Annotated in this window: 14 protein-coding genes; 10 read left to right on the top strand and 4 right to left on the bottom strand. The window is 63.2% G+C overall.

The genetic code is table 11. The features are described 5' to 3' along the window. Positions 1-20: 20 nt before the first annotated feature. The 4 genes from CCICO_RS06415 to ypfJ all read right to left on the bottom strand — a co-directional run bounded on the left by CCICO_RS06415 (position 21) and on the right by ypfJ (position 3,878). Positions 21-1,415, bottom strand: a complete 1,395-nt coding sequence (locus CCICO_RS06415; RefSeq protein WP_018019845.1) for an L-serine ammonia-lyase — start codon at positions 1,413-1,415, stop codon at positions 21-23. Positions 1,416-1,539: 124 nt separating this feature from the next. Further along, entirely contained in the window at positions 1,540-2,142 is a 603-nt protein-coding gene (locus tag CCICO_RS06410; RefSeq protein WP_018019844.1) for a CE1759 family FMN reductase, read from the bottom strand. 35 nt (positions 2,143-2,177) lie between these two features. Then, positions 2,178-2,945 (bottom strand): hypothetical protein, encoded by a 768-nt coding sequence (locus CCICO_RS06405; RefSeq protein WP_018019843.1) that lies wholly within the window; start codon positions 2,943-2,945, stop codon positions 2,178-2,180. 57 nt (positions 2,946-3,002) lie between these two features. Further along, entirely contained in the window at positions 3,003-3,878 is an 876-nt protein-coding gene (gene ypfJ, locus CCICO_RS06400; RefSeq protein ID WP_018019842.1) for a KPN_02809 family neutral zinc metallopeptidase, read from the bottom strand. A 185-nt stretch (positions 3,879-4,063) separates the two neighbouring features. Between ypfJ and aspS the strand changes: the two genes are divergently transcribed. The 10 genes from aspS (at position 4,064) to CCICO_RS06350 (ending at position 17,260) form a co-directional block, all read left to right on the top strand. Then, a complete protein-coding gene (gene aspS, locus CCICO_RS06395) occupies positions 4,064-5,854 on the top strand; it encodes an aspartate--tRNA ligase (protein ID WP_026161467.1) in 1,791 nt (596 codons plus the stop codon). 485 nt (positions 5,855-6,339) lie between these two features. Then, a complete protein-coding gene (locus CCICO_RS06390; RefSeq protein WP_018019840.1) occupies positions 6,340-7,620 on the top strand; it encodes a phosphotransferase in 1,281 nt (426 codons plus the stop codon). Between the two features lie 18 nt (positions 7,621-7,638). Then, positions 7,639-9,012 (top strand): replication-associated recombination protein A, encoded by a 1,374-nt coding sequence (locus CCICO_RS06385; protein WP_018019839.1) that lies wholly within the window; start codon positions 7,639-7,641, stop codon positions 9,010-9,012. Between the two features lie 57 nt (positions 9,013-9,069). Continuing rightward, positions 9,070-11,733, top strand: a complete 2,664-nt coding sequence (gene alaS, locus CCICO_RS06380; protein WP_018019838.1) for an alanine--tRNA ligase — start codon at positions 9,070-9,072, stop codon at positions 11,731-11,733. A gap of 286 nt (positions 11,734-12,019) precedes the next feature. Further along, on the top strand, positions 12,020-12,535 hold the full coding sequence (gene ruvX / locus CCICO_RS06375) for a Holliday junction resolvase RuvX (RefSeq protein ID WP_018019837.1): 516 nt from the start codon (positions 12,020-12,022) through the stop codon (positions 12,533-12,535). A gap of 28 nt (positions 12,536-12,563) precedes the next feature. Then, positions 12,564-13,808 (top strand): endolytic transglycosylase MltG, encoded by a 1,245-nt coding sequence (gene mltG / locus CCICO_RS06370; protein ID WP_040357709.1) that lies wholly within the window; start codon positions 12,564-12,566, stop codon positions 13,806-13,808. A 283-nt stretch (positions 13,809-14,091) separates the two neighbouring features. Continuing rightward, on the top strand, positions 14,092-14,940 hold the full coding sequence (locus CCICO_RS06365; RefSeq protein ID WP_018019835.1) for a shikimate dehydrogenase: 849 nt from the start codon (positions 14,092-14,094) through the stop codon (positions 14,938-14,940). 56 nt (positions 14,941-14,996) lie between these two features. Beyond that, entirely contained in the window at positions 14,997-15,449 is a 453-nt protein-coding gene (locus CCICO_RS06360) for a prepilin peptidase (protein WP_156809860.1), read from the top strand. A 71-nt stretch (positions 15,450-15,520) separates the two neighbouring features. Beyond that, positions 15,521-16,723, top strand: a complete 1,203-nt coding sequence (gene aroC, locus CCICO_RS06355; protein ID WP_026161466.1) for a chorismate synthase — start codon at positions 15,521-15,523, stop codon at positions 16,721-16,723. Positions 16,724-16,729: 6 nt separating this feature from the next. Beyond that, complete coding sequence (locus tag CCICO_RS06350) at positions 16,730-17,260, top strand: shikimate kinase (RefSeq protein ID WP_040357706.1); 531 nt, start codon at positions 16,730-16,732, stop codon at positions 17,258-17,260. The last annotated feature ends 13 nt before the right edge of the window (positions 17,261-17,273 follow it).

Below are 17,273 nucleotides of genomic sequence, written 5' to 3'. Positions count from 1 at the left end.
GTAGGCCTAGCGTGGCGGGCTTAGCACTCGACTCGGTTGACCTTCAGGCCGATATTGACGGCGAGGCCTCCCATGGAGGTCTCCTTATACTTCGAGAGCATGTCCTTGCCGGTATCGCTCATCGTCTTGACTGCATCGTCGAGGGATACCCAGTGCTGGCCGTCGCCAAAGCAGGCGAGACGCGCTGCGTTGATGGACTTCACCGCACCGATGGCGTTGCGCTCGATGCAGGGGATCTGGACCAAACCGCCGATGGGGTCGCAGGTGAGCCCGAGGTTGTGCTCGAGGGCGATCTCTGCGGCATTTTCTACTTGGGCCGCAGATCCGCCCATGATCTGCGCAAGCCCGGCTGCCGCCATGGAGGAGGCAGAGCCCACCTCGCCTTGGCAGCCCACCTCGGCGCCCGAGATGGAGGCGTTTTCTTTGATGATCAGCCCGATTGCCGCCGCGGCCAGCAGGAACTCACGGGCGGTGTCCTGGGTGAAATCCACGCGGAAGTCTCGTGCGTAGTGCATCACCGCGGGGATGATGCCGGCCGCGCCGTTGGTGGGGGCAGTGACCACGCGCCCACCGGCAGCGTTTTCCTCATTCACCGCGAGGGCGTAGAGGTTCACCCACTCCATAGCTCTCAGGGCGTCGCCATCATCGTTTTTCTTCTCTGCCACGATCCGATCGAGCATGGCGGCGGCGCGGCGGCGCACCCGTAGCCCTCCGGGCAACTCACCGGTGGCGGTGACACCGCGTTTCACGCATTCGCTCATGGTGTGCCACACCCGATCCAGGTGGCCGAGCACATAGTCGGCACCGCCGCGTTCCTTGTGAAGCTGAGCTTCGTTGGCCAGCATCACGGACGCGACCGACATGTCGTGGGTGGCGCACTGCTCTAGCAGCTGGTTGCCGGTGGTGAAGGGGTAGGGCTGATCTCCCTCGCGGCCGGCAGTGGCGGCACCGGCGGGAAGGGTGGAGATCTCTTCCATCTCGTCTTCGCGGAGAATGAAGCCGCCGCCGACGGAGAAGTAGCGCTGCGGTGCGCCGAGCGGCTCGCCGTGCTCGTCGAGCTGCTGGAAGGTCATGCCATTGGGGTGCTGCGGCAAGGGCGCGTTATCGAAGACGATGCGATAGTCCATCGGGCCATGGATGGAGGTGATGGTGCCGGTGGTTGGCACGTCTGCACCGGGGGCGGGCTCCACTTCGTCGGGGACGGTATCCGGCTCGTAGCCCATCAGTCCGAGCAGCGTGGCGCGGTCGGTGCCGTGGCCGTGGCCGGTGGCGGCAAGGGAGCCGTGGAGGGTGATGTCCACGGCCTGGGGCTGATGCTGCTGAACATACTGCAAGGCAGCGCGCATCGGGCCGACGGTGTGGGAGGATGACGGGCCGATGCCGATGCTAAAAAGATCAACCGCTGAAATAGTCATAGTGCCTAGTCTATTGCGGGCTACATCACATAAACGCGCCTGAAACTACCCTCTGGTCTGGTATGCGAGAATGGTATCTGATCAGGCAAAAGGCACTTAGGGGCGGGGGTGGGTATCTGGTATGTCAGACGCTAGTTCGTGGCTGTGTGTCGCAGCGTTTTGAGCCGAGATCAGCGGTGCGTTCAGCGGGAGAGGGGACGGTAGCAAGGGCTCCTGCAAGCTCCGCGGCGGCACGCTGGATGCGTTCGACAAACTCAGCGGAATCCTCGCTATCGGTCGATTGAAACACCGCCGTGGGCAACACACTGGCCTTTAAATGAGTAATGAGCGGGCGCAGGGCATAGTCCACGGCGAGCAGATGTCGAGGACTGCCCGCAGTGGCGGCAAGAGTGGTGGGGGTGCCAGCCACAGCAGTGCGTGGCAGGGAGTCCACGAACATCTTCAACAGCCCAGAGAAGCTGGCAGTGAAAATCGGGGTGGCGATGATCAGCCCATCGGCCTGTTCGACGCGGCGGTGAGCGTCGTGAAGCGCGGGGCTGAGCTGGAAACCCTCTGTCATATAGGACGCCAAATCGAAAGCCAGGGTGCGCACCTCTAGTTCGGAGAGCTCAAGCCTATGGCCCTGCTGTGCGAGGGCGTGTTCGGTGGCGGCGCCAATGCGGCGCGCCAAACCCAAGGTAGAGGAAGGCGACGATAGCCCAGCGGAGATCACGAGCAGAGACGGCATGGTTTCTTAGGGTAGCCCAGCTCAGAGCCTGGCGGCTAGAACTCTTCGAGCGCGTCGAGCAGGGTAATCACATCGGCGGCGCCAATGATCCGAATGGGCTTTTCGGACTTTTTGCCGTGTTCGGTCACGATCAGCACTCGCGGCAGTTTGGGGTGGCGCAGCATGCTCACGGCGGTGGCGGCGTCCACATCGGCGGCGGCGAACACAGCGTAATCGCGCAGCTCGCGGCTGTGGGCGAACTCGATGACCTCGCCTACGGTCACATCCCCCAGCGCGGGCACGGTTTCGTCGTTGAGGCGACGGGCAGACCAATCGGCTAGCCACTGCGCCACCATGGTGGTGGTCAGCAGCGCCTCATAGGCGCCATCGCGATAGATGGGGTATTGGGAAATGCCCTTGGTGTTGATGGTGTCAAACACCTCCGACAGCAGGCTGTGCGGGGTGAAGCTATAGATAGTGCTTTGCTGGATCACCTGCACTACACGAGGCGGGCTGAGGAGCACACCTTTGAGCTTTTCGATCGCGGCCACGATGTCGGCCCGTGGCTCGGCGATAGGTTCGCCGTCGCGATAGGGGCCGTGGCTGATGGCGTTACGTAGATCCACAAAGGCCTCAAGCTCCATCAGCTGCCCCGAGGTGATCGCGCCCTGGTTGGCCATGCGCCGCGCCATCGAGCCGAAGGCCTCGTGGCCTTTGGGCTGCAACACTGAGCGGAAATGTGCCTCGATGTCATTGAACGCGGCGATGAACTGGTGGGCGCGGTGTACGGGCTCGCTGTCGCGCTGATGGGGGTGCTCACTCATGGCGGGTCATCCTTCGGGCAGATGGCAGCTCGGGCAAAAGGTGCGGCGGCGGTGGTGTTAGCTGGTGTAGCCGCCGCGATCGAGGGTGTCGCAGGTGGCCATCGAGCCACTCTTGTAGCCATCCATGAACGCCTGCTGGCGCTGAGCCGAGGAACCGTGGGTCCAGCTGTCGGGCTGGACTTCGCGGCCGGAGTGTTCCTGGATGTTGTCATCGCCAATAGCGCGGGCCGTGTCGAGGGCCTGCTGCACCTGTTCTTCGGTGATGGGCTCGAGATAGGCATCGGGGCCCTTATCGGCATAGTGCGCCCACAAGCCTGCGTAGCAGTCGGCCTGCAGCTCGATCTTCACCGCATTCGACTCCGCCCCAGGGTTGTTGTAGTCGCTCAACCCGAGGGTGCCTTCTAGGTTCTGGATGTGGTGGCCGTATTCGTGCGCGACCACATACATCTGCGCCAGAGGTCCGGAGTCTCCGCCGAGCTGGTCGAGCTGGCTAAAGAAAGAGGTGTCGAAGTAAGCGGAGTTATCCCGCGGGCAGTAGAACGGCCCAGTGGCGGATTGGGCCACACCGCAGCCGGACTGGGTGGCGCCTTCGAAGAGGACGGGTGTGGGTTCGGTGTAGTCGATGCCTGCCTGGGCAGGTAGCTGCTCGCGCCACACATCATCGACCGACAGGGCAGTAAACATCACGCGGCAATCGTCGTGCTTATTGGCATCCTCGCCGGTGCGGCAGTGATCCAATCCACCGCCATCGCTGTGTTGCTGTTGTTCTGGGCCGGCGAGCTGGCCCAGGCTGCCGATATCTCCGCCCATGAACAGATACAGGCCCACGAGTAGCAAGGTGCCGATACCGCCGCCACCGAGCGCTACCGCTTTACCGCCGCCGCCGGTGCGGGCGCGGCTTCCCTCGCTGGTGACGTCTTTACGAAAAGTCATGCGTATATATTCTCACACTCTCAGCGCTTATCGACGCCACTTCGCTGCATACTGGCGCTTCGGGAAGGTGGTGAGGTGGTTGGCGTCGACAAGCGTGGGGTAGGGGTGGTGTCGAGAATGTCCCTACCAACGGGTACACTCGTCACGGATCTACATATTTATGTAAAGGAAAGGGACAGCCTTCAGTGTTGCGTACACATTGTGCAGGGGATTTGAGGAAAGAGACCGCGGGCAGCACCGTGACGCTGACCGGGTGGGTCGCGCGTCGCCGTGATCACGGTGGTGTGATCTTTATTGATCTGCGCGACCGCTCCGGCGTGGCGCAGGTGGTCTTCCGTGAGTCCGAGGTGGCTGAGCAGGCGCACAAGCTGCGCAGCGAGTTCTGCATCAAGGTCACCGGTGTGGTCGAGCCGCGCCCGGAGGGCAGCGAGAACCCGAACCTTGCCTCTGGCGATGTGGAAGTTAACGTCTCTGAGTTGGAGATCCTCAACGAGGCTGCCGCCCTGCCTTTCCAGATTGAGGATGCCTCCTCTTCCGGCGAGGTGGGCGAGGAAGCCCGTCTGAAGTACCGCTATTTGGATCTGCGTCGTTCCAGCCAGGCCGCCGCGATGAAGCTGCGCTCGAATGTCAACCGCGCCGCTCGCAAGGTGCTCGATAGCCATGACTTCATCGAGATCGAGACTCCCACCCTCACCAAGTCCACCCCAGAGGGCGCCCGCGATTTCCTCGTGCCGGCGCGCCTCAAGCCGGGCTCGTGGTACGCCCTGCCGCAGTCGCCGCAGCTGTTTAAGCAGCTGCTCATGGTTGCCGGCATGGAGCGTTATTACCAGATCGCCCGCTGCTACCGTGATGAGGATTTCCGCGCTGACCGCCAGCCGGAGTTCACCCAGCTGGACGTGGAGATGAGCTTCGTGGACCAGGAGGATGTCATCGCCCTAGCGGAGGACATTCTCGTGGCGCTGTGGAAGGAGATCGGTTACGAGATCTCCACCCCGATTCCGCGCATGACCTACAAGGAAGCGATGGAGAAGTACGGCTCCGATAAGCCGGATCTCCGCTTCGATATTCCGCTGGTGGAGTGCACCGAGTTCTTTAAGGACACCACCTTCCGCGTGTTCCAGAACGACTATGTGGGTGCCGTGGTGATGGACGGCGGCGCCTCGCAGCCGCGCCGCCAGCTCGATGCTTGGCAGGAATGGGCCAAGCAGCGCGGCGCCAAGGGCCTTGCCTACATTCTGGTGGGCGAGGACGGCGAGCTCGCCGGCCCCGTGGCTAAGAACATCACCGACGCCGAGCGTGCCGGTATCGCCGAGCACGTGGGCGCCAAGCCGGGCGACTGCATCTTCTTTGCTGCAGGCGATGCGAAGTCCTCCCGTGCGCTGCTCGGTGCGGCCCGCGGGGCGATCGCTGAGAAGCTGGGGCTGATCAAGGACGGCGACTGGGCCTTCACCTGGGTCGTCGATGCCCCGCTCTTCGAGCCCTCCGCGGATGCCACCGCCTCTGGCGATGTAGCCTTGGGCCACTCCAAGTGGACTGCCGTGCACCACGCCTTCACCTCGCCGAAGCCCGAGTGGCTCGATAGTTTCGACGAGAACCCAGGCGAGGCCACCGCTTACGCCTATGACATCGTCTGCAACGGCAACGAGATCGGCGGAGGCTCCATCCGTATCCACCGCCGCGACGTGCAGGAGCGCGTGTTTAAGGTGATGGGCATCAGCGAGGAGGAGGCCCAAGAGAAGTTCGGCTTCCTGCTCGACGCCTTCGCATTCGGCGCTCCGCCGCACGGCGGCATCGCCTTCGGCTGGGACCGCATTGTCTCCCTGCTGGCTGGCGTGGAGTCCATCCGTGACGTGATCGCCTTCCCGAAGTCCGGTGGCGGCGTGGATCCGCTCACTGCGGCGCCGGCACCGATCACCGCGCAGCAGCGCAAAGAATCGGGTATCGATGCCAAGCCGAAGAAGGACACCCAGTCCTAACCCGCACCGTCACTGGCGGGCCCGCCACCATTGGTGTGGGTTCAGCTAGCGCTCAGCGAGGGTGGCAGTCTCGTGCACAGTGTGCGGCAGGCTCAGCGCCCTCGCTTTTGCATGCGCGCGGTTCACATCAGCCGGTACGCGGCCGAGGAATCAGAGGCGGATAGGATCTGCGGCGCCGCGAGCTAGCGGCAGCCTCGGTAGAAGCGATAGGTGCGTGCGTCACGGCCCTGTGTAAGGGCTGTGATAATCGCCCCAGCACTATCGGTGAGCCGGCTGCTCAGGCACAATGGTGCACATGACACACATAGCCCAAGCCTGTGTGCTGTGCCATATGGACAGCAAGTTAGCTTCGGCCACAGTGCCGATATCTTTAGCGGCGCAGGCGCGCGGTCTGTACCGCCTATGCGGGCCCAGAGACAACCGGGCCCGTCGATCAACACCATAGTTTTTAAACTTAACAATCCCACCGAGGAGAGGCCACGCCCATGTCGGCGACTATCACACCCACCGCGGCCGTTGAAGAGATCCACGAGCACGTGGTTGCTCGCGCAGAGAAGCTCTTGTGCAAGCGGTATGGCGGTTCTCTCAAGCTGATCGGCGCAGAGATTCTGGAAGGTTCGGGAAGCTCCACTGTGCTGCGGTTGAAGCTCACCCCCTCGCCCTATCTGCAAGAGCGCACGGTGGTGGTCAAGCACTCGCCGTCCTCAGATGATCCTCTTGATCCCACCCGCTTTCTGCGGGAGGTGGTGGCCTATCAGTTCACCACCTCGCTGCCCAATGACGTGCGGCCAGGGCCCGTGCTCCTAGCCTATGACATGGACGAGCGGCTGCTGGTGATCTCTGACTGTGGCGATGTAGACACCTTTGCCGATCTGATGGACCGAGCCGATGCGGATCAGCGCTGTGCCCTGTTACGGCGGCTCGGCCGGGCGCTGGGTCTTTTGCACTCGGCTTCGGCGGATCACGAGCAAGACTTCGACATCCTGTTTCGCCGCATGGTGTCCAAGCATGGGGCCAATGCCAGCCATGCCGGCTACCGCGACGAGGCGCTGGAGACCGGGATCACCTCCGGCATGGAGTTTTTAGAAAGCCACGGTGTGCACATCGATCCAGCGGTACGACGCTTCGCTACCGAGGCTCAGCGTCGGCTGGTCTCTGGCCAACACCGGGCCTTTACCCCCTTCGATCTCTCCCCGGACAATATCGTCTACTCCGAGCGTCCCGAGTTTTTGGATTACGAGTGGGCGGGTTTCCGTGATGCCACCTTCGACGTCGCCTGCGTGGTGGCCGGGTTCCCACAGTTCGTGTTCTCCCACCGACTCAGCGACCACGAAGCTGATCTCTTTGTGGAGGCCTGGCGCCAAGAGGTAAGCACCATGTGGCCGAACGTGAACAACCCCGAGCGGCTGCGCGCGCGCATCGTTACTGCCCTCGTGGGCTGGGCGGTGCTCTCGATTTGGCATCTCAACTTCGGCCCGCTCAATGTGCTCGACCAGATCAACCCCGAGGGGCTCGATATGGACGATTCGGCGCACAACACCAACTTGGGCTGGTCTGCCCAGCAGATGCTCGATTCCTTCGATGACACCGCAGAGCTGGAACGGCTTGCCAAGATCGACATCTACGAAACCTTCGATGCGCTCATTCGCTTCGCTCAGCGCTCCGATGATCCACGCTTCCCAGCCGTGGTGAGCTTCGCTGAACATGTCATCGATCGATTCGTAGGCGCCGACTTTGCCGAGTCGCTGCGCCATAGCACCCACTAGGAGTAGGTACTTAAAACGATGCCCCAAGATGGCCTCTTTGACACCGGAGCGCCCGCGAGCGGAGTGGGAGGCGGTGCGAACCTCAGTGCCGGTAGTTCGGCGCAGGATTATTTCCACCCCGGTGCCGCGGCCCCATTGGCGGCGCGGATGCGTCCGCGCACTTTGGACGAGGTGGTCGGCCAAGACCACCTGCTAGGCCCCGGTAAGCCCCTGCGCCGGCTCGTCGAGGGCTCCGGCGATGCCTCGGTGATTCTTTATGGCCCACCCGGCACAGGGAAAACCACCATTGCCTCTCTGGTGAGTGCCGCCACCGGCCGGCATTTTGTGGCCTTGTCTGCATTGAGTAGCGGGGTCAAGGAGGTGCGAGCGGTCATCGATGAGGCCCGCCGTCGCCTCATCCACGGTCAGCAGACCGTGCTCTTTATCGATGAGGTGCACCGCTTCTCTAAAACACAGCAAGACGCGCTGCTGGCCGCGGTGGAAAACCGCACAGTGCTGTTGGTGGCCGCCACCACCGAGAATCCGAGTTTTTCTGTGGTCTCGCCCCTGTTGTCTCGTTCGCTGCTGCTGCAGCTCAACCCGCTCGAGGATGACTCCATTAAAGAGCTCATCACCCGGGCCTTGAGTGATGAACGCGGCATCGGCGGGCGGATCAGCGCTGCGGATGACGCACTCGAGCAACTGGTGCTGCTTGCCGGCGGCGATGGCCGACGCAGCCTCACCTATCTTGAGGCCTGCGCCGAAGCGGTAGAGGATGGCGGCACGCTCACCGTTGAGACCATTAAAGACAACGTGAATCGCGCGATCGTGCGCTATGACCGCGATGGGGACCAGCACTACGACGTCACCAGTGCCTTCATCAAATCGATTCGCGGCTCGGATGTGGATGCGGCCCTGCACTATTTGGCCAGGATGATCGATGCGGGCGAAGACCCGCGTTTCATTGCCCGTCGGCTGGTGATCGCCGCGAGTGAGGATATCGGCATGGCCGATCCCACCGCGCTGACAACTGCCACTGCCGCCGCCCAGGCGGTGCAGCTGATTGGGCTGCCGGAGGGGCGCATCGTCCTAGCCCAAGCCGTGGTGCATCTGGCTACCGCGCCCAAATCCAATGCGGTGTATGTGGCGATCGATAAGGCGCTTCAGGATGTGCGCGAAGGAAAGAACTACCCCGTGCCGCAGCACCTGCGTGATGGTCACTATGAGGGGGCGAAGAAGCTGGGCAATGCGGTGGGCTATAGCTATCCGCACGACGACCCCCGCGGGGTAGTGGCCCAGCGCTATATCCCCGAGGCTTTGGACGATGCCGTCTACTATGAGCCGAGCACTCACGGTGCGGAAAAGCGCCTGTATGATTTTATCGGTCGCCTGCGCAGGATCGTGCGCGGCTAACGAGTAAAGTAACCCAGAGATTGACACTATTACCACGGTGAAGCGAGGAATTTTTTCGTGCAGACTCATGAGATCCGAGAGCGGTTTACGCAGCACTTCGTGAAGGCAGGCCATGAGGCCGTGCCTAGCGCCTCGCTGATTCTTGACGATCCCACCCTGCTGTTTGTGAACGCCGGCATGGTGCCCTTTAAGCCCTATTTCTTGGGCCAGCAAAACCCACCCTTTGCTCAGGGCACGGCCACCTCTATCCAGAAGTGTGTGCGCACCCTCGATATCGAGGAGGTGGGCATCACCACCCGCCACAACACCTTCTTCCAGATGGCCGGCAACTTCTCCTTTGGCCAGTACTTCAAGGAAGGCGCTATCACCCACGCTTGGGAGCTGCTGACCGGTGATGTGTCCGAGGGAGGCTACGGCCTCGACCCCGAGCGGCTGTGGGTGACGGTGTATCTGGACGATGACGAGGCCGCCGAGATCTGGAACAAGAAGATCGGCGTGCCCGCCGAGCGCATCCAGCGTCTGGGCATGGCGGATAACTACTGGTCCATGGGCATTCCCGGACCCTGCGGCCCGTGCTCGGAGATCTACTATGACCGCGGCCCAGAGTACGGCCAAGAGGGCGGCCCGGTGGCGGATGATAACCGCTACATGGAGATCTGGAACCTCGTGTTCATGGAGAATGAGCGTGGCGAGGGCACCGGCAAGGATTCCTTCGAGATCCTCGGCCCGCTGCCGAAGAAGAACATCGACACCGGCCTCGGTATCGAGCGCGTCGCCTGCATCCTGCAGGGCGTGGACAATGTCTACGAGACCGATCTGCTGCGCCCGGTGATCGAGGTGGCCGAGAATCTCACCGGCGCCAGCTACGGCGAGAACGACCAGAACGACATCCGCTTCCGCGTGATCGCCGATCACTCCCGCACTGGCATGATGCTCATCCTCGATGGCGTGACCCCGGGCAACGAGGGGCGCGGCTACATTCTGCGCCGCCTGCTGCGACGTATCATCCGTTCTGCCAAGCTGCTGGGTGCTACCGGCGAAACCATGGAACAGCTGATGAACACCATCATGGACACCATGGAGCTGTCCTATCCGGAGATCGCCGAGGCCCGCGCCCGCATCCTGCAGGTGGCCACCAACGAGGAAAAGGCCTTCCTGCGCACGCTGGAATCCGGCACCCACCTATTCGATAACGCCGCCGCTGAGGCACGCGCTAACGGTGCCACCAGCCTGTCTGGCGATAAGGTCTTTGCCCTACACGACACCTATGGCTTCCCGATCGACCTCACCCTCGAGATGGCCGCCGAGGCGGGGCTGGAGGTGGATCGTGCCGGCTTCGATCAGCTCATGGCCGAGCAGCGTGCCCGCGCCAAGGCCGATAACGTGGCCAAGAAGCACGGCCACGCCGACATGTCCGTCTATCGCGAGTTCGTGGATGAGCACCCGACTGAGTTCGTCGGCTTTGACAACCTCGAGGCCGAGTCCCGCGTGCTGGGGTTGATCCGTGATGGCCAGCTGCTTCAGGCCGCCACCCCGGGCGAGGAGGTCGAGGTGATCCTCGATGTCTCGCCTATGTACGCGGAGGCCGGTGGCCAGCTGGGTGACCGTGGTCGAATCACGGCCGGCTCGGCTGATCTTGAGGTCAGCGATGTGCAAAAGATCGGCAAGAAACTGTGGGTGCACAAGGCCCGCGTGCTCGGCGGGGAGCTGGGGGTGGGCACCCAAGTGCACGCCGCGGTGGATCCGGCGTGGCGTCACGCCGCCCGCCAGGCCCACTCCGCTACTCACCTCATTCACGCCGCGCTGCGGGAGGTGCTTGGGCCCACGGCTGTGCAGGCTGGCTCGATGAACAAGCCCGGCTACCTGCGTTTCGACTTCAACTACACTCAGGCACTGAGCCCGGAGCAGATGCAGCAGATCGAGCACATCACCAACCAGGCAGTGGATACCGACTATCAAGTGAACACCATCGAGACCACCTTGGACGAAGCCAAGGCCATGGGGGCGATGGCGCTGTTCGGCGAGAACTATGGGCACAATGTGCGCGTGGTCGAGATCGGTGGTCCTTTCTCCATGGAGCTGTGTGGCGGCACCCACGTGAGCCACTCCTCTCAGATCGGCCCAGTGGCCGTGCTCGGTGAGTCCTCGGTGGGCTCCGGGGTGCGCCGCATCGAGGCCTACTCGGGGCTGGATTCCTTCTCCTATCTTTCCCGCGAGCGGGCGCTGGCCGCTGGTCTGGCCAGCTCGCTGAAGGCCCCGAGCGAGGAGCTGCCCGAGCGCATCGCGCAGCTTACTGAGAAGCTCAAGGCCGCCGAGAAGCAGATCGCCCAGCTGCACAAGCAGCAGTTGGCCGCTCAGACTGGTGAGATTCTCTCCTCGGCCCGTCCGGCGGGCTCCTTCAAGCTGATCACCGCCCAGCTGGCGGACGGCCTCTCGGGTGGCGACCTGCGCGAGATGGCCTCCGATCTGAAGAATCGACTCGGTGAGCGCGCCGGTGTGGTGGTGCTAGCTAGCGATAATGGCGGCAAGGTGCCCTTCATCGTCGCCGCGACTGGCCAGGCTGTCTCCAACGGGGTCAAAGCCGGCGAGCTGGTGAAGCTCTTCGGTAGCCACATTGGCGGCCGTGGCGGTGGCAAGCCGGATATGGCTCAGGGGTCTGGCTCGGATGCCGCTGGAATCGAGGCCGGTTTCGCAGCGGTGCACGCAGAGCTCGAAGCCTAAAGGGGTTATATCGTCCCTCTCACCCATCCCGGTTTAGGGGATGGGTGATTCTGCTTTTCTAGGCGCGTGGCTTTTCGACGCCACCTCCCGTCACCACGGGCCCGACAGGCCCATAAGTCAAGCTCTGAAACTTGAAACAGTGGGGGTGGGATGGGGGAGGTTGGCGTCGAAAAGCCATACTGCTAGGCGAGACACGCGGGGATATTTATCACTAAACGGTCACGAATCGCTACATTGTAGGTGTAGCTATGTGCTCAATGCCCGTTGTGAAGATAGAAAGATGCGGATGGCCAATAAACCAACTCCCGATGAGCCTGGGGTCGATGACCCCGGGGCGGGCCGACGGCTCGGCGTAGATGTTGGGACGGCGCGCATTGGTGTCGCTATGTCGGATCGCGATGCCTCGCTGGCGATGCCGGTGGAGACCGTGCGGCGCCAGACCGGCTTCGGGGGGCGAGACTTAGCAGATATTGATCGTCTGATCGAGATCATCGAGGACGGTCAGGTAGTGGAGGTCGTGGTGGGTTTGCCCCGCGATCTCAAGGGACATGGCTCCAAGTCAGTCAAGCATGCCAAGGAAATCGCGTTCCGGATTAACCGGCGACTCAGCCGCGCAGGGAAGACGATCCCGGTGCGTTTCGCCGATGAGCGCCTCACCACCGTCGTGGCCACCCAGGCTTTGCACGCCTCGGGGCGATCGACGCGGGAGAGTCGGGATGTGATTGATCAGGCAGCTGCAGTGGAAATCTTGCAATCGTGGCTCGATGCGCGCGCTCAGCGCCTAAGCCGCGAGAGTGAGTAGTGAAGAATGTGAGAGGCACAAACAAGTTATGGCTCAACGTCCTCAAGCCCAGCGTGGTCGGCGCATGGAACCGGTGTATGTCAAAAGGCGCCAGCGCGGTGTGGCCATTTTGGTCGCCTCTCTGCTGCTCATCATCGGCTCTATCATCTACATCGCTGTGATGCGCGCCAATCCACCGAGCTTGGCCGACTATGCCGGTGACGGCAACGGCGAGATCGAGCTGGTGCAGATCAACGAGGGCGAGACCGTCTCCGAACTCGGAGTGGAGCTGGTCGATCGCGGCATTGTGAAATCCAATGGTGCTTTCCAAAAGGCGGCAGGCGCTAACCCCGACGCCGCTAATATCCAGCCCGGCTTCTATCGCCTGCAGGGGCAGATGAGTGCCGAAGCCGCCGTGGCGGCGTTGGTGGACCCGGCCAATAAGGCCGAGGCACTGCAGGTGCCCGGCGGGCAGACCCTCATGGATGTGCGCGTTGTGGGAGGCGATACCCGCCTGGGTATTCTCTCTGAAATCTCCCGCATCAGCTGCGAGGACCAGGCCGGCGACTGCATCAAGCTTCCCGATCTGGAAAAGGCTGCCGCCACCGCCAACCTGGAAGAGCTGGGAGTGCCCTCCTGGGCCATTGAGCCGGTGCGCGCCCGCGGCGAGGATCCTAAGCGCCTCGAGGGGCTGATCGCCCCCGGTACCTATGTGATCGACCCCAAGGCCGATGCCACCGCGGTGCTTAAGGATCTGGTGAGCCGCTCGACCAAGATGTACAACGACACCGACATTGTCGCCCGCGCCCAAGCCATTGGCCTGAGCCCCTACGAGCTACTCACCGCTGCGTCGCTGGTGGAGCGCGAGGCCCCGGCTGGCGACTTCGACAAGGTGGCCCGAGTGATCCTCAACCGTCTCCATGAGCCGATGCGCCTTGAGTTCGACTCGACCGTGAACTACGGCCTGCCCGAGGTGGAGGTGGCCACCACCGATGAGGATCGCGCCCGCGTGACCCCGTGGAACACCTACGCCAAGGAAGGCCTGCCGGAAACCCCGATCGCTGCGCCCTCCGAGGAGGCGCTGCGGGCCATGGAAAACCCGGCCGAGGGTAATTGGCTGTTCTTCGTCACCGTGGACAAGGACGGCACCACCGTGTTCAACGACAACTTCGAGCAGCACCAGGCCGACACCCAGCGCGCAATCGACAACGGCGTGCTCGACAGCGGCCGTGAGGCCCCGGAGCCGGCCGAACCCCCGGCACCGGAAGCGCCGCCCGCGCCGGAGGCGCCCTAGCGACACGGTCGACCGCCGCTGCGGCTGCGGCCTTGACGCTCGAGTTGTGGCCTTGATGCACACCCGCTCCCGAAAGCTTCGGGGGCGGGTGCTGTGCGTCAATAGTGCTGTGTCTTGGAGTATGGGCGGTGCGCCGATGCATTTGGGAGCGCGGCATGGCGTCGTTGCTGCTAGCGCGCTGCGCCTCACGGGCCTGCTGCTAGCGCGCTGCGCCTCACGGCTCCTGCGCCTAGCGCCCCCGCGCGCGGGAGTTGTGTGGACACCGTGTGGGCTAGGGGAGACAATGGCACACATGCCTTATGCAGCAGTTGTTGGATCCCCGATTGATCATTCGCTCTCTCCGGTGTTGCACAACGCCGGTTATCTGGCCGCTGGGTTGAGCCAGTGGAGCTATGGCCGCCGCGAGGCCACCGCCGAGCAGCTTCCAGCGCTGATGGCTGAGGCCGCTCAGAACCCCGACATGGCTGGGTTGTCGGTGACAATGCCCTGCAAGTTCGAAGCCGCTGCCCATGCGGCAGAGCTCAGCCCGCGGGCACGTGCCATCGGCTCGGCCAACACATTGGTGCGTACCGAGTCCGGCTGGCGGGCAGATAACACCGACGTGGAAGGAATCCACGGCGGGCTCGGAGTGCTGGGGGTAGACATCGCCGATCAGCCGGTGGTGATCATCGGTGGTGGCGGCACAGCCCGCCCAGCTGTCTATGCCGCAGGCGAGCTTGGGGCCGCGGAGATCACCGTGATCAACCGCAGCGATAAATCCGAGCAGCTGCAAGAGCTAAGCGCCGCACCCGTGCGGTGGCTGTCTTGGGAGCACACCGGAGACATCGCCGAGGTCTGTCGCCGCAGCGCCGTGGTGATCTCCACGGTGCCCGCCGCGGTGGTGGCGGGTGCGGAGGAACTCATAGCCCAAGCCCCAGTGTTTGATGTGATCTATGATCCCTGGCCCACCCCGCTCGTTGCGCTCGCCCGCGAAAGGGGCATGGCGTGTGTGGGTGGGCTGAGCATGCTTGCCCACCAGGCGTTTAGCCAATTCGAGCAATTCACCGGCGTGGCCGCCCCACGGGAGTCGATGGTGGCCGCGCTAGCAGAAGCAACGGGAGTGCCGGCCACGGAGATCGCCTGCGCCCGCTAAATGTTTAGCCCCTTCTCCGTGAGGGGTGGATACAGACACAGATCTTGGGGGAGATTGTGGGGGACATTATTGTCGCGGCACATGGCGGCATCACTTATCTCGGTATGAGCGCACTGTGTGTGCTGCTCATCGTCGTGGCCGGGTGGGATCGCATCCACGCTCGTCTGCCCAATGCACTGACTGGCACTGCATTGATCTTGGCACTGGTGCTGTATCCCAGTGCGTGGTGGGGTGGGGCGCTGTGGGCCGGATGCTATGGCCTCGCATGGTGGCGTCGGTGGGGCATCGGCGGGGGAGACGTTAAACTCGCCGCCTCTCTCGGCATTATCGCTGCAGCTCAGGGTGCACTTGTGCTGCCCTGGGTGATCGCAGGGGCGGCACTTCTCACGCTTATCGACGCCACCTTGAACCACCTCAGCAACACGCCGTCCCCCACGCCCCGCGGACGTGTGCCGCACGGGCCGGGCATGGTGGCGGCCACGCTCGTAGTTGTGGCGCTTGGTGCCTGAGCATTAAGGCGGGGAAATTAAACGGGGGTAGATGTGCATGTACCCGCACTCGACGTGCAAGAATATGGGGCATGCTTCGATGGACTACAGCTGGGGAATCCCACGGTCAAGCCCTAATCGCCACCATGGAACACCTACCTGCGGGTGTGCCGATCACAGTGGAGGAGATCTCGGCGCATCTCGCTCGCCGTCGCCTCGGCTATGGCCGCGGTGCACGCATGAAGTTCGAAGCCGATGAGCTCTCGCTGCTCACCGGGGTGCGCCACGGGCAGACCCTGGGCGCGCCGATCGCCATCATGATCGGCAACACCGAATGGCCCAAGTGGACCACCATCATGTCCGCCGCGCCCTTGGATGAAAGCGATCCCGAGGTACAGAAGGCCTTGTCCTCCGGGCGGGGCGCCAAGCTCACCCGTCCGCGGCCTGGCCACGCTGATTTCGCCGGCATGATCAAATACGGCTTCGACGAGGCCCGCCCGGTGCTAGAGCGCGCCTCTGCGCGAGAAACCGCAGCCCGGGTGGCCTTGGGGGTGCTGGCCCGTAACTTCCTGCGGGAAACCATCGGCGTGGAGGTGTTCTCCCACGTGATCTCGATCGGTGAATCCGATCCTTATCAGGGTCCCACCCCCAGCTTCGAGCAGCTAGATGAGATCGATGCCTCCCCAGTGCGCGCTGCCGATAAGGCTTCCGAGAAGTCCATGATCGCCTGCATCGATCAGGCGAAAAAATCCGGCGATACGCTTGGCGGGGTCGTGGAAGTGGTGGTCAACGGCCTGCCCATTGGTTTGGGTTCCTATATCTCCGGCGAGGACCGCCTCGATGCGCAGCTGGCCGCAGCCATCATGGGTATTCAGGCCATCAAGGGTGTCGAGATCGGCGATGGTTTCCTCGAGGCTGTGCGCCCAGGGTCGCGCGCCCATGATGAGATGGTGCGCAGCGAGGACGGGGTCGATCGCCTCTCTAACCGGGCCGGTGGCCTGGAGGGCGGTATGACTAATGGCCAGCCGCTGATCGTGCGCGCTGCGATGAAGCCGATCTCCACGGTGCCGCGCGCCCTGCAGACGGTGGATATGGCCTCTGGCGATGCTGCCACCGCCATTCACCAGCGCTCAGATGTGTGTGCTGTTCCGGCCGCAGGGGTGGTGGCCGAGGCCATGGTCGCTCTGGTTCTTGCCCGTGCTGTGCTGGCAAAATTCGGCGGCGACTCGCTTGCTGAGACCAAGCGAAATGTCGATACTTATACCGAAAGCGTTGCTAAGCGATTGGAGTTCTAGAAACACATGGGAACCCCTCGAGTTGTTCTCGTTGGCCTGCCTGGGGCGGGGAAATCCACCATCGGCCGCCGCTTGTCTAGGGCGCTGAACATCCCCCTTGTGGATACTGACCAGATGATCGCCGAGCGCGAGGGTCAGTCCTGCGGGGAGGTCTTTTCCCGGCTCGGCGAGCAACAGTTCCGTGCTCTTGAAGCCGAGGTGATCGCCGAGGCGCTGGATCAAGACGCCATCGTTTCGCTCGGCGGCGGGGCAGTGGTCACCGACTCGGTGCGTGCCGCGCTCGATAACCACTCGGTGGTGTGGATCGATGTCTCCGTAGACGAAGGCGTTCGCCGCACCAGCCAGGATTCCTCCCGCCCGATCCTCCAAGCAGGCGATCTCCGCGAGCGCTACCAGCAGCTCTACGATGAGCGCCTCGGCTACTACAAGGATGTGGCCACCTTCCGGATCCGCTCAGATGAGCGCAGCCCCCAGCGGGTGGTGGCAGATGTGCTCGCCTATCTCGAGACCGTCTGCGAACCCGAGCCCAGCGTCTAGCCACTAGCTGCAA

This window comes from Corynebacterium ciconiae DSM 44920 (genome assembly GCF_030440575.1).
Lineage (GTDB): Bacteria > Actinomycetota > Actinomycetes > Mycobacteriales > Mycobacteriaceae > Corynebacterium > Corynebacterium ciconiae.
This window is presented reverse-complemented; position numbering and strand designations above follow the sequence as displayed.